A 13,720-nucleotide genomic window follows, 5' to 3' on the forward strand; every position below is an offset into this window, starting at 1 on the left:
TTAAATTAACCAAAAAATTACATTTGACGGGCGATTTGAAGTAATTTGCTGCTGTGGGGAGTAAAGAGTTAAATGGGTTCTATGCTTAATGTACTACCACAACTGACATTCACTTTAGGTGATTGGGTATTGCATAAGGATATCAGGATGTCTGGGATTGAAAAACGCCGTCGCCTTCATTGGCGGGAGACAGATATGCAAAATCGTGAAATTATAGGTCGTTGGTTAGATGGGCGTCCTTTATTGGGTGACAAAATTACCCTCTATAAAGAAGACGATAAATATTTTTTAGAAACTTGGTTTAGCGATGGCTGCCATAGTTTAGATGAAGTCTATATGACGCAAACTCCTGAGGGCCATAAGCTAGAGGATGTTGGCGGCAATTTCTTTGGTGAATTTTTTATCGTTACATCGTCGCAGCAATTACAATTTTGTAATGAGCAGGGCTGTTATTTCCAAGCAGAAAAATTAGCGGCTGATGTCGATTTTGGTCAAGGTATACGCGTCGCTTAAACGACGACAGTCGAATCCGTAAATAACGAAGGTCGCACGATAGCTAAGAGCTAAGTCGCGACCTTTTGCTTTTATGGAATTGTAGCGAGTGGTTTAAGTTATTCAGTAAATGGATGTTTGCTGCTAAAAAACAGCGATTTACCCGAATAGGGATGGGTCAAACTTAAGCTTTGTGCATGTAAACATAAACGCGGTTTGGCCTTGATAACCTCGGCATCACCATAAAACTCATCACCCAAAATCGCATGGCCTAGGGCAAGCATATGCACACGCAATTGATGGGTGCGGCCTGTTTCTGGCGAAAGCTCGACTAAGGTGCTGTTTTCTCGGCGCTCTAATACACGGTAGTGAGTGAGGGCGCTTTTGCCGCCAGTCTCTCCCGCCTGTAGCGTTTTTTGATAGGGCGGATGTTCAGTGTCTGGCACTATCGCGAGGTCAATAATCCCCTGATCTTGCAGCACATGTCCCATCACTTCGGCAATATAGACTTTCTTACTCTGTCTATCTTGAAACTGTGTTTTTAAATGCGACTCCGCTTTTTTATTACGGGCGAACACCATAATGCCCGAGGTCGCGCAGTCGAGCCTATGCACTAAAATCGTTTCTGGATAAAGGGCTTGTAAGCGGGTTAACGCGCAATCGAAGGTGTGAGCCGCTCGACCCGGATTAGATAATAATCCCGAAGGTTTATTGATTATAATCAGATCTCTATCTTTATAGCGTATGTCTAGCCAAGGAACTGCTGGGGGCTGGTAATCAAATATCTGCATCTTGTCCTCATTTTTGCGCGGCCATACTAGCAAAATTTACGCAGGCACACAGCATAATCTCATGCTTGCTTATTCTTAGAGGGGGGAGGGCAAATATTCTGTAGGTGTCTTACGGCTCCAAATACGGGTATAAGCCATCAGCTGCGGATAAAAAGTGCGGAACGCGGTTTCGATTTCTATCTGCATTTTATTGACGACTTTATGGGCATCTTTAAACAGTGCGGCTTGCGGATGCTGTTTGGCCACTTGTGCTAAGGAGTGTTGTAATCCTTTATCGGTGGTGTAGCTGCCTAGCCAATCGGCGCTGCGCATTGTGGGCAAGAGTGTAAATAATGCCTCTGGATGGTATGGATCAACACCTTGCGTGGCGAAAGCATCTAGCGCGTCATAGGCCTTGCTGCTGAATTCATCCAAGGGTTGGTGGTGATATTCTTCCCAATAGTAAGCTAAATAGTGATCGAAACTCACCGCCATGAGTTCTGCTGCTATGCTTCTTAAGGGCGCAGGGAAAGCTTCCATTAATTCAATCGTCAATTCATGGCTGGCGCAGAGGGTATTAATCTCTTGGTTTAGCCATAAAGCTTGGCGTAACTCCATTGGGGCTTGCGCAATTGGCGCTTGAATATAGTTACCTGCTACGTTGGCAGCAAGGTGGGTTTTACTGATGTCGGCGAGATGTAAGTGTGTAAGAAAGTTCATTATTTGTGCTTGGTTAACCACGTCGGTTCACGGTATCATGCACAAGCGCGCTTAGGAAAGCGCCGAAGCTAAAAATGCAGTATTTTTTCACTTTTTATTGATAATGACATTTGATTCGCCGTGAATAATTATGGCTGACTTAAACGTTGACATAGTAATCGATACGGGAAAGTGAAATAAAATCAATAACCTTTTTTAGGATCATGGATGATGTGGAACTGGTTCACCAAAATGCTTGGTAAAGACGAGCAGCAGAAGCGCAAAAAAGTGCTAATAGAAATCCCCTTTGAACAACACCGTTTCAGCATGGATGACTTTAGTCGCTCGCGGCTAAAATTCGATGCCGATGACAATCAGCCCCAAGATGGCATCAATCCAGTGGAACCCGAGCAAGAAGTGGACACTGGCAATAAGTAATCTTGATCTTATTGGCCTCTAACCATAGACTAGCCGCCGTTCTAAGCTATCTAGAGGCCAATATGCGCGTTGCAGACTTTTCTTTCGATCTCCCCGATGAGCTGATCGCTCGTTATCCTATGGCGCAGCGTAATGCATCCCGTCTGTTAACCTTAGACGGCAACTCTGGTGCGTTAGGCGACAAGCAGTTTACCGATCTGCTGGGGATGATTAATCCCGGCGATTTAATGGTGTTCAACAATACCCGAGTGATCCCCGCGCGCATGTTTGGTCAAAAGGCCAGTGGCGGTAAGTTAGAAATTTTAGTTGAGCGTATGCTCGATGATAAGCGTATCCTCGCCCATGTTCGCAGCTCTAAATCCCCGAAAGTGGATTCGTTAATCCATCTCGACGGTGGCTATCAAATGAAGATGGTCGCCCGCCACGATACTTTGTTTGAACTTGAGTTGTTATCAGAGTTAACCATCTTAGAAGTGCTTGAAGCAGTAGGGCACATGCCTTTGCCTCCTTATATCGATAGACCCGATGAAGATGCCGACAAAGAGCGCTATCAAACTGTGTATAACCAAAACCCTGGTGCAGTTGCCGCGCCAACGGCGGGTTTGCATTTTGACGATGCCATGCTCGATGCATTAAAAGCCAAGGGCGTGAATGTCGCGTTTGTGACCTTGCATGTGGGCGCGGGAACATTTCAGCCAGTGCGTGTCGATACCATTCTTGAACACAAGATGCATTCCGAGTGGGCGAATGTGCCGCAGGATGTGGTTGATTTAATCGCGCAAACCAAAGCTGCGGGTAAACGTGTGGTGGCCGTAGGGACGACGTCAGTGCGCTCCTTAGAAAGTGCGGCACGCGCAAGCCTTGGCGAACTCAAAGCTTTTAGCGGCGATACCGATATCTTTATTTACCCAGGTTATGAATTCCAAGTGGTCGATGCTATGGTGACAAATTTTCATCTACCTGAATCAACTTTGATCATGTTAGTGAGTGCTTTTGCCGGTTTTGATCATGTTATGGCGGCGTATCAACATGCTATCACGCAAAAATATCGCTTCTTTAGCTATGGCGATGCGATGTTTGTGACGAAAAAAGCCCACTAGACCAAGATTTTGTTTTAAAATAGCCGCCCAAAGTGAGATGGTGCGGCAATTTTTTTCGTTAAAAGATTGAACCTTTTAACACTGTCCCCATCTCTATTGTTAATCAAAATGGCATTAGCCATTAAAAATGTAGTCAGACTGTTTATCTGGCGAGGTGAATTATGAAATTTGAATTAGACACTACCGACGGGCGTGCGCGCCGTGGTCGGTTAATTTTTGATCGTGGCACAGTAGAAACCCCCGCTTTTATGCCGGTAGGAACCTACGGCACAGTGAAAGGCATGACACCGGAAGAAGTCCGTGCCACTGGCGCGGATATTTTGCTCGGTAACACTTTCCATTTATGGTTGCGCCCAGGCGAAGAAATCATGCGTAAGCACGGTGACTTGCATGACTTTATGAACTGGCAGCGTCCTATTTTAACTGACTCGGGCGGTTTCCAAGTGTTTAGTCTTGGCGATATCCGTAAGATCACCGAAGAAGGTGTGCATTTCCGTTCGCCCATTAATGGTGAAAAAATCTTCTTAGATCCTGAAAAATCAATGCAAATTCAAGATGCATTGGGCAGTGATGTGGTGATGATTTTTGACGAATGTACCCCGTATCCTGCCACTGAAGATGAAGCGCGCAAGTCAATGCAGATGTCTTTGCGTTGGGCAAGACGTTCGCGTGATGAATTTGACCGTTTAGAGAACCCTAACTCACTCTTCGGTATTATTCAGGGCGGTGTGTATGAAGATTTACGCGACGAAAGCTTAAAAGGCTTAGTCGATATTGGTTTCGACGGTTATGCCGTCGGTGGTTTGGCCGTAGGAGAGCCTAAAGCAGATATGCATCGCATTCTTGAGCATATTTGCCCGCAAATTCCTGCAGACAAACCTCGCTATCTGATGGGGGTCGGTAAACCAGAAGATTTAGTTGAAGGTGTACGTCGTGGTGTTGACATGTTTGACTGTGTGATGCCAACCCGTAATGCCCGCAACGGTCATCTGTTTACGAGTGAAGGTGTGATCAAAATACGCAATGCGCGTCATAGAGATGACACGTCACCACTTGATACTAAGTGTGATTGTTATACCTGTAAAAATTATTCACGGGCGTATCTTTACCACTTAGATCGTTGTAATGAGATTCTGGGTGCGCGTTTAAACACCATTCACAACTTGAGATACTATCAAATGTTAATGGAAGGTTTGCGCGGTGCGATTGAGACGGGTACATTAGACGCCTTTGTGGCGGACTTCTATACCAGTCAAGGTCGCGAAGTACCAGAGTTAGTCGATTGATTTTTTGCTAATAAGAAGAGAAAAACTATGTTTATTTCAAATGCATATGCAAGCGCTGCCGGCGCACCACAAGGTGGCGGCACGATGGAACTGATTTTCATGCTGGCGATTTTCGGCCTGATTTTCTATTTCATGATTTTCCGTCCGCAATCAAAACGCGTTAAAGAGCACAAAAATCTGATGTCTTCATTAGGCAAAGGCGATGAAGTGTTAACCAGTGGTGGGATTTTAGGCAAGATTGCAAAAATCAGCGACGAAAGCGATTACGTGTTACTGAGCTTGAACGACACAACACAAATCACGATCAAAAAAGACTATATTGCAGCTGTATTGCCTAAGGGCTCTATCCAGTCGTTGTAAGCCAAGAGGGCTCAGGCGTGTTAAATAAATACCCAATGTGGAAAAACATTATGGTGATGCTCGTCATCGCCATAGGTTGTTTCTATGCCGTACCTAACCTTTTTGGTGAAGATCATGCGGTGCAAGTGGTGGCGACTCGAGGTGCTGAAGTAACAGCATCTACCCAAGCCAGTGTGAACGAGCTGTTAGCCAGTAAGAGCATTGCGGTAAAGCGCTCTGAGCTTGAAAAAGGTCAGTTGTTGGTCCGTTTGCAAAATGCGGATCAACAGCTACTGGCGAAAGAACTGATTGCTGACAGCTTAGGTGACAAGTTTACTGTGGCACTTAACTTAGCGCCTGCGACGCCTAAGTGGCTCGAGTCCATGGGTGGTAGCCCAATGAAACTCGGTCTTGACCTTCGCGGTGGTGTGCATTTCCTCATGGAAGTGGACATGGGCGAAGCGATTCGTAAGATGGAAGAAGCTAAAGTCGCTGATTTCCGTTCACAATTACGTGAAGAAACCATTCGTTATGCTGGTATTCGTGTTAATGCCACTGGAATTGAAATCAAGTTCCGTGATGCTGAAAACCTAGCGACTGCCGAGCGTTTTCTTAAGACTCGCAATAAAGATATGGTGTTCACCGACGCTAGCCGTGGCGAAGATTTCGCGCTGCAAGCTGTAATGAGTGAAGCTTATCTAAAGCAGATTAAAGAAGAAGCACTGCAACAAAACATTACTACCATTCGTAACCGTGTTAACGAGTTAGGTGTGGCTGAGCCTGTGGTACAACGCCAAGGTGCTGAGCGCATTATCGTTGAGCTGCCAGGTGTGCAAGATACGGCTCGCGCTAAGGAAATCTTAGGTGCAACCGCATCAATTGAATTCCACATGGTGGATGACAAAGCCGATCCGAATGCTGCCCAATCAGGTCGTGTACCTGCAGGTTCTGAAGTGTATCAGCGCCGCGAAGGTGGCACTGTGATATTGAAGAAAGAAGTGATGTTGACGGGTGACCATATCACTGGTGCACAACCTAGCTTTGACCAGTACAGTCGTCCTCAGGTCAGTATCAACCTCGATGCTAAAGGCGGGACCATTTTCTCTGACGTGACCAAAGACAACATAGGCAAGCCTATGGCGACTTTGTTCATCGAATATAAAGACAGTGGTGATCGCAATGCCGATGGCAGCGTTAAGATGCAGAAAATCCAAGAAGTGATTTCTGTCGCGACCATTCAAGCCCGTTTAGGCCGTAACTTTGTGATCACTGGCTTAAGTCATGGTGAAGCACAAAACCTTGCGCTATTACTGCGTGCGGGTGCCTTGATTGCTCCTGTATCAATTGTTGAAGAACGTACCATTGGTCCAAGCTTAGGTGCTGAAAACATTCAAAGCGGTGTACAAGCCATGGTATGGGGTATGGCAGTTGTCTTACTTTTTATGTTGGTTTACTACCGTAGCTTTGGGCTTATTGCTAACCTGGCTTTAACCGCAAACTTAGTCATGGTTGTAGGCGTTATGTCTATGATCCCTGGCGCTGTGTTAACCCTACCCGGTATTGCCGGTATGGTGTTGACGGTCGGTATGGCGGTTGACGGCAACGTGCTGATTTATGAGCGTATTCGTGAAGAGCTTCGTGCGGGACGTAGCGTACAGCAGGCAATCCATGAAGGTTATGGTAATGCTTTCTCAACTATCGCTGATGCGAACATCACCACCTTCATCACTGCGCTCATTTTGTTTGCCGTAGGTACTGGTGCGATTAAAGGCTTCGCTGTGACCTTAATGATAGGTATTGCGACTTCTATGTTTACCGCCATCGTGGGTACTCGCTCAATCGTTAACGCGATTTGGGGTGGTAAGCGCGTGAAGACTCTGTCTATCTAAGGGGAAGTGACAATGATTGAAGTTTTATCCTTAAAACATACAGTAAACTTCCTCCGCCATGCACTGCCTATTAGCATTATGTCGGCAGTGTTAGTGCTGGGCTCGCTGGTATCACTCGCAACTAATGGCGTTAACTGGGGTCTTGATTTCACTGGCGGTACTGTTGTTGAAATGGAGTTTACTCAGCCGGTTGATTTGAATGCACTGCGTGTGCAACTGACGACGCCAGATTCCGAAGGTGCGATCGTGCAAAACTTCGGTTCTAGCCGTGACGTACTTGTACGTTTACAGGTGAAAGAAGGCGTTAAGAGCGATGTGCAGGTTAAGTCTGTCATGGAAGCCGCGCAGAAAGTTGACCCACAAGTGCAGCAGAAGCGTGTTGAGTTTGTTGGCCCACAAGTGGGTAAAGAACTGGCAGAGCAAGGTGCATTGGCGGTATTAGTCGCGCTGATTTGTATCATGATCTATGTGTCGTTTCGTTTCGAATGGCGCTTAGCGTTTGGTTCTGTAGCGGCACTGGCGCACGATGTCATCGTGACATTAGGGGTGTTTTCGTTATTTCAATTGGAATTTGACTTGACCGTATTGGCGGGCTTGTTGACTGTGGTGGGTTACTCACTTAACGATACTATTGTGGTATTTGACCGTATCCGTGAGAACTTCCTTAAGCTGCGTAAGAGCGATCCTGAAGAAATAGTTAACATTTCAATCACTCAAACTATGAGCCGTACCATTATTACAACGGGCACGACTTTGGTGACTGTTGTGGCCTTGTTCCTTAAGGGCGGCACTATGATCCATGGCTTTGCGACTGCATTGCTGTTGGGGATTTTTGTGGGTACTTATTCCTCTATCTATGTGGCGAGCTTCTTGGCCGTTAAACTGGGTATCAATCGTGAACACATGATGCCAGTTGAGATTGAGAAAGAAGGCGCAGACCAACCTCCTATGATGCCTTAAAGGTTAATTTGGAGTTAAAAAGCCACCGACGAGGTGGCTTTTTTTTGCATCGATTTTGAGGCGTATCTGACATTCTGCTAGCAAACTCACAAAGTTATAGTCAGTTATGCTGTAAAAAGTGAATGTTAATTTATTTAACAACTGATGTAAAAATCAGCGCTCGACAGCCTCGGCTATTTAGCAGTAGGATGTCGGCAACCCATATTCTAGAGAGTTGTAGCCGTAGGATGTCGCATGGAAGAACGTAAAGTGTTAGTTGCTGGTGGTAATTTATTGCAGGCCCATACATGGAAAGGTTTATTGGAGGCCTGTGGCATTCATGTTGAACTCAGAGGTGAAGCGTTATTAGGCGGCATTGGTGAACTCCCTACTGGGATGCAAAACGTCGAGTTATGGGTAGGTGAGTCCCAATACGCGTCGGCACAAGTTCAATTGAATGCGTTGGATGTTGAAAGTCCGCAATGGCAGTGTGTGCAATGCCATGAGACTAATGAAGGCAGTTTTGAGCTTTGCTGGCAATGTAGCTCAGAGCGCAGCGAGAGCCACAACTAGTCTTTCACTGGCAACTTTCTCAGCTTTGCGGTGAGGCTGAAAGATTGCGTCTGCAGGATGAGAAGATTACACTTTGCTGATAAGCTGACATTCATCATGTCATTCAATATCTTATCTAGGAGTTAGTGATGCAGCATCCCAATGCATTTTCCGCCCTTGTTGATGCTATTCTGCCTAATATCACCGAAGTGACAATCGAAGCTTATCAGGCCGATGACTGCTGGCACCTTGTTGATGTGCGTGAGGATCGTGAGTGGCTGCAAGATCATTTACCCCAAGCGAAACATTTAAGCCGGGGTATTTTAGAGCGTGATATCGAAGCGCGTTTCCCCGATAAAAATACACCCATATTACTCTACTGCGCGGGTGGTGCGCGTTCCGCCTTGGCTGCCCATAATCTGCAACTTATGGGTTACACCCACGTTGCCTCTATGATTGGTGGCTATAAGGGCTGGGTACAGCGTCAACTGCTAGTGGTGCAGGACTAAGCGTTCAGGATCTCATCTAATGCAATATTTTCCCTTGTTTGTCGATACGGTTAATTTGAATGTTCTACTGGTGGGCGCGGGCGATGTGGCTAGCCGTAAGTTAGCACTGCTGACACGTACCGAAGCCAATATCCACGTGGTAGCGCCAGAGGTGAACCCAGAAGTGCAACGTTATGCAGATGCTGGCCGTATTTTGTTATCCCAGCGTGAAGTCGTCCATGCCGACATTCAAAATTATGATTTGGTGTATTTAGCTACGGCAAACGACAGTCTTAATGCAGAGTTAGCGACCTTAGCTACCGCGCGTGGTATCTGGGTTAATGCTGTTGATAATCCCGCCTTTTGCCGCTTTATCACTCCTTCTATTGTGGATCGAGGTCGTTTAGTGGTCGCGATCAGCACTGCGGGCGCAGCACCGGTATTTGCACGCACGATTCGCTCGCGTTTAGAATCTAGCCTACCGCAGTCACTCAAACCGTTATTCGATTTTGTCGCCGATAGACGCGTCGAAGTACAAGATAAGCTCGATTCAACCTCGAAACGCCGCTTATTTTGGGAGCGTTTTTTCGATACCAATGGCGACCGTTTTGATAGTCGTACCACCGAGCATTACCATAATGCGTTTAATAACTTAGTCAGCCGCGGCGAAATCCTTTTGTTGGATGATGCAACGTCTGTGGACTTATTGCCGCTCGCCGCCATGCCATTATTACAGCGCCTCGATTGGATATACAGCCAAGGGGATTTGAGCGTCGAACTCGCTGAACTTGTTCGCCGCGACGCAGATCGTGGTTTTTTACCCGCTTTCAGTGAATTGAGTCAACAGTATGAGTTGGGTACGCGCATGCTACTGGTAGCGGATACGCAAAAAATCAGCTTGTTGAAAGCCCATTTCCCCATGGCTAAACATCTGCGACCCGGAGCGATTTAATTTCTTACCGATTCAGTCTTGGGTTCGATTTAACCTTCTGTTCGATTGCACGTTTTGTTCGATTTCATGGGCGTACCCTATTGTTCGTTTGAGCTAATGCCGAGTCTCAGGTAGACTCGGCAGCCTTATTTTAGGGTTTTGCTGTTTCAGGATTTCACTCTGCATTTAGGATGACTATGGCCCTCAAGGCGACCGTGTTTAAAGTCAATTTACAGATAGCCGATATGGATCGGAATTATTACCAAGACCATCAATTGACGCTTGCACAGCATCCTTCCGAAACCGATGGCCGCATGATGGTGCGTTTACTCGCGTTTATTGTGAATGCCAGCGAAACCTTAAGTTTTAGTAAAGGTCTGTGCGTCGATGACGAGCCAGAGCTATGGGACAAAACCCTATCCGGTGAAATTGAGTTGTGGGTTGAGTTTGGTCAGGCCGATGAAAAATGGCTGCGAAAGGCCAGCGGCCGTGCCAAAGTCGTGCAGCTCTTTACCTATGGTGGCCGCAGTGTACCGATTTGGTGGAAACAGAATCAGCAGGCGTTAGAGCGTTATCAGAATTTAAAAGTGTGGAATATTGCCGAAGAGTCCGTCACGGCGATGGAAGCCTTTGTTGGGCGTAATATGGCATTGCAAGTTTCGATTAGTGAAGGCCAAATTTGGTTATCGGATAATGAAACCAGCGTGTTGATTGAGCCTGAAATTCTCAAAGATATTGAATAACATGTTTTGTAAAAAAAGAGCCTGCAATTGCAGGCTCTTTCCGTTTATCACTTTTAAGTATCAGTAAGAGTATCGATTTTGATTTATTTGAAGCTCAGTTCCCAGCTATCGATATAACCAGCATCACCACGGCCACTGTCTACGGCTTTTAACTTCCATACGCCGTTCGAATTCGCACCTGTCATATCTGCGGTATAGCTCTTGTTGATATTGTCTGCACCAAGACCTGTGTTGTTATGCAGGGTGACCGTTTTTCCTGAAGGGCTGATCAGCTGCACTTTTAAGTCACCAATGTAAGGGTGGACTATGTTCACGACTGCAGTCACAGTACCTGAATCACCTGTGCGAGTAACCGTGATTGGGCTGGTGATCCCCGCCGCTTTGTTATCAGGAATATTATAGTTATCAGTATTGGTATAGCTCGTTGGCGTACCGCCGCCATTAGACGCTGTGTAGTTCGCCGTTAACGACACACCAGTGAAAGCCGAATCGCCTTTTACCATGGCATAGTAAGTGCCTGATTGTACGTTGGTGATTGGACAAGACTCACTATTGCCACTTTTATACGGACGGCAATCGTAATTAGTGGTGGTTGGCGCTGCGCCATATTGCACATACAAGTCCGCATCACCTGTGCCACCGTTCATCACAAAGCCTAGGTTAGTTGCACCTGCTGGAACTTCAAATGAAAAATGTAATTCTTCACCTGTTGCGCCTGCTAAACCTGTTTTCGCCACACCGTTCACGAGAACACTATCGCCCGGTTCGGTTGGATCGACAGGACCCGTTGGACCAGTACAAGATGCGTCTAGGAATGCTTTTGCTGCAACTGCATTAACTAAACCATAGCCATAGTAGTTGTCACGACCCGCAGTACCAAGATCTTCGGCGGTCATTTTCAATGCGTTACGGACTTGCGCCGCACTACATTCTGGGTGGTAGCTCCACACTAAGGTCGCAACACCTGACACATGCGGTGTCGCCATTGATGTACCGTTGTAGTACTCGTAATCTTTATTGCCTTGGTTGCTGACAGTGACTGTGGCGCCCAGTTGATTGCGCAATGCTAAACCTGTTGCACGATCAACAGATACAGAAACCATATTGATTTCGTTGTTAGCATCGACAAGGAAGGGGTTTTGTAAGCCGGGTAATGCCGCGTTACTGTAAACAATCGTCGCACTGGCACCCGCATTCTTACAGGCTTTAGCTGCGTTAATTTCAGGGTAGCTAGTGCCTTGATTACCAACACGTTCCACTAAACAAATCTTATTGGTCATGTTGCCGCAGTTGAAGCTTGTGCCGCTAATGGTACATTCTGCCAAAGTTGCAGTGCTGGTACCGTTAAATGGTGCGGGGACATAGCTGCCACCAGAGGATATCAGGCGATTGTGCGGCACGACACCTGAGTCAAAGTAAGACTGACTGCCGATAGTGATATCGGCTAAACGGCCTTCGCCACGGGTAACAGTCGATAGAACGGCTTCACCAGGGCCAGATATTTCCACTTGGTTAGTGTATTGGGAGAATGCTGAGTGGTCTTTATGGTTATCCACAGAGGCGACAGACATGACGCCATCGTAGGATGCTGGGTAGCTGTGAGTGCTATTCCCATCGTTACCCGCAGCAGCAATCAGGAGAACACCATTATTATAGTGGGCGGCCAGAGCGTTACGCTCAGTGGTGCTAGAACCTGAACCACCTAAACTCATAGTGACAACATTGGCGCCGTTGGTGACACAAGTGTCTACGGCAGCGACTAAGGATGAAGAGTAGCCCCAGCCAGATTCATTAAACACTTTGATCACATGAATATTGGCATTTTGATTTGGCATAACGCCGATCACGCCATCATTGTTGGCAATCGCCGCAATCGTCCCCGCAACGTGCGTACCGTGGGCGTTATTATTGCCCGGCTCAAACCAGTTACCCGTGCCTGAGTTATTGGTCCCTGTGACATTGTTGCCACCTAAGTCGCTGTGACTACGGTCGTAGCCTGAGTCGATAATACAAATAGTGCGGTTGCCCGCTTGGCTGTCGCTTAGCTGGGTTGCTCCTACAAAAGTTTGGCCCCAAGGCGTACTTTCACTTAGAAAGCGGCGTGGCATATCTTCTTCGACATATTCCACATCAGCACGGGTTTTTAAGGCATTGATCCCTTTGGCATCGAGTTTCACCGAGTAGCTGTTACTGCGGCCGATACGCTTCATTTCCTTCGCTTGTACTTTATTTAATGCGGTATGTTGGGCACTGATTTCAGCCATTTGTGGCTGATAATTCATTGTGGTTGGTAGCGTATCTGTTGTCGCGTCATTGAGTGACTGCAGATTACTCGTAGATTGCACACTATTGGTTGACATGATGGCAGCGGCATCAGTGTTTTTAAACTTCACAATGTAACGCTTTGGCAGTGGGGAGGTTTGTGCTTGTAATGCTGCGGCAAAACCTGGGGCTTGTGGTGCTGCTTGTACACCGGCTGAGATCGCAATAGCTAAGCTTGAAAGGCTTAACGCTATTTTAGTGGTTCTGTTGATTGTCATGTTCTTCTTCCATGGTCAATTTAGTGTTAATCATTATTATTTTATGTTTCATAAGAATAACTACGACTCAGATGCTACTCGGTTAGTGAATTTATCTGCGACCACAGTGTTTGTAAATAATTTGTTAACGGTATGGCGGTTGGTAAGTGTTTAGATTTAATAGGCATTTATAGTGCATATAAATTCAACTTGTAACGAGTTGTAACCAAATTTTATTAAAATATTTGTTTTTTTATGTGATAAACGTGAATAAGTGAATACGAATTTACGACTCCATATACGGGTTTTTGATTGATTTTGCTGTTAGCAATTCATTGAAATTTATATATATATTTTTTTGTGATTAAAAATAAAAAAAACAAACTTTAAGTTTTCATCATAATGATAAGATTTTCTCAAGTGATTGATTATGCGAAATTGTTGCAAAAGACTGTCAATAGGGTGGCAGTTGCCAATTGATTGACGACGGCTAAGCCATTCGAGCTAATTTGTTGAAGTGTTTTTGAAGGGGAAT

Annotated in this window: 14 protein-coding genes; 11 read left to right on the plus strand and 3 right to left on the minus strand. The window is 46.0% G+C overall.

Annotation, left to right across the window (positions count from 1 at the left end; genetic code table 11):
* The first annotated feature begins 72 nt into the window (after positions 1-72).
* Positions 73-513, plus strand: coding sequence for a hypothetical protein (locus L5M17_RS06835; protein WP_131523165.1), 441 nt, complete (start codon positions 73-75; stop codon positions 511-513).
* A 98-nt stretch (positions 514-611) separates the two neighbouring features.
* On the opposite strand, the gene L5M17_RS06840 is transcribed toward L5M17_RS06835, so the two are convergent.
* Both L5M17_RS06840 and L5M17_RS06845 read right to left on the minus strand, forming a co-directional pair.
* Positions 612-1,283, minus strand: coding sequence for an RluA family pseudouridine synthase (locus L5M17_RS06840; protein WP_219251542.1), 672 nt, complete (start codon positions 1,281-1,283; stop codon positions 612-614).
* 75 nt (positions 1,284-1,358) lie between these two features.
* Positions 1,359-1,982, minus strand: coding sequence for an acyl carrier protein phosphodiesterase (locus L5M17_RS06845; protein ID WP_263146164.1), 624 nt, complete (start codon positions 1,980-1,982; stop codon positions 1,359-1,361).
* 207 nt (positions 1,983-2,189) lie between these two features.
* Between L5M17_RS06845 and L5M17_RS06850 the strand changes: the two genes are divergently transcribed.
* From L5M17_RS06850 to L5M17_RS06895, 10 genes are all read left to right on the plus strand, one after another.
* The gene (locus L5M17_RS06850) at positions 2,190-2,399 is read left to right on the plus strand and encodes a hypothetical protein (protein WP_105252070.1); all 210 of its coding nucleotides are present in this window, start codon (positions 2,190-2,192) and stop codon (positions 2,397-2,399) included.
* A gap of 62 nt (positions 2,400-2,461) precedes the next feature.
* Positions 2,462-3,499 (plus strand): tRNA preQ1(34) S-adenosylmethionine ribosyltransferase-isomerase QueA, encoded by a 1,038-nt coding sequence (queA, locus tag L5M17_RS06855; protein WP_198572755.1) that lies wholly within the window; start codon positions 2,462-2,464, stop codon positions 3,497-3,499.
* A 161-nt stretch (positions 3,500-3,660) separates the two neighbouring features.
* Positions 3,661-4,785 carry a tRNA guanosine(34) transglycosylase Tgt gene (gene tgt / locus L5M17_RS06860; protein WP_006082277.1) on the plus strand — a complete coding sequence of 375 codons (1,125 nt, stop codon included), beginning with the start codon at positions 3,661-3,663 and terminating at the stop codon, positions 4,783-4,785.
* Between the two features lie 27 nt (positions 4,786-4,812).
* Positions 4,813-5,145 (plus strand): preprotein translocase subunit YajC, encoded by a 333-nt coding sequence (yajC, locus tag L5M17_RS06865; RefSeq protein WP_007649452.1) that lies wholly within the window; start codon positions 4,813-4,815, stop codon positions 5,143-5,145.
* Between the two features lie 17 nt (positions 5,146-5,162).
* Positions 5,163-7,013 (plus strand): protein translocase subunit SecD, encoded by a 1,851-nt coding sequence (gene secD, locus L5M17_RS06870; RefSeq protein ID WP_173496405.1) that lies wholly within the window; start codon positions 5,163-5,165, stop codon positions 7,011-7,013.
* 12 nt (positions 7,014-7,025) lie between these two features.
* Positions 7,026-7,973: a protein translocase subunit SecF gene (gene secF, locus L5M17_RS06875; protein ID WP_198572756.1), complete on the plus strand. Its 948-nt coding sequence runs from the start codon at positions 7,026-7,028 to the stop codon at positions 7,971-7,973.
* A 234-nt stretch (positions 7,974-8,207) separates the two neighbouring features.
* Positions 8,208-8,525, plus strand: coding sequence for a DUF2007 domain-containing protein (locus L5M17_RS06880; protein WP_028761071.1), 318 nt, complete (start codon positions 8,208-8,210; stop codon positions 8,523-8,525).
* A gap of 128 nt (positions 8,526-8,653) precedes the next feature.
* On the plus strand, positions 8,654-9,013 hold the full coding sequence (locus L5M17_RS06885; protein WP_263146167.1) for a rhodanese-like domain-containing protein: 360 nt from the start codon (positions 8,654-8,656) through the stop codon (positions 9,011-9,013).
* Between the two features lie 19 nt (positions 9,014-9,032).
* On the plus strand, positions 9,033-9,944 hold the full coding sequence (locus L5M17_RS06890) for a bifunctional precorrin-2 dehydrogenase/sirohydrochlorin ferrochelatase (RefSeq protein WP_168824282.1): 912 nt from the start codon (positions 9,033-9,035) through the stop codon (positions 9,942-9,944).
* Between the two features lie 176 nt (positions 9,945-10,120).
* Positions 10,121-10,666, plus strand: coding sequence for a YaeQ family protein (locus L5M17_RS06895; protein WP_028761068.1), 546 nt, complete (start codon positions 10,121-10,123; stop codon positions 10,664-10,666).
* A gap of 83 nt (positions 10,667-10,749) precedes the next feature.
* On the opposite strand, the gene L5M17_RS06900 is transcribed toward L5M17_RS06895, so the two are convergent.
* A complete protein-coding gene (locus tag L5M17_RS06900) occupies positions 10,750-13,206 on the minus strand; it encodes a S8 family serine peptidase (RefSeq protein ID WP_263146170.1) in 2,457 nt (818 codons plus the stop codon).
* Positions 13,207-13,720: the final 514 nt, after the last annotated feature.

Source organism: Shewanella sp. SW24 (genome assembly GCF_025653395.1).
In the GTDB taxonomy this organism is placed as follows: Bacteria; Pseudomonadota; Gammaproteobacteria; order Enterobacterales; family Shewanellaceae; genus Shewanella; species Shewanella oncorhynchi.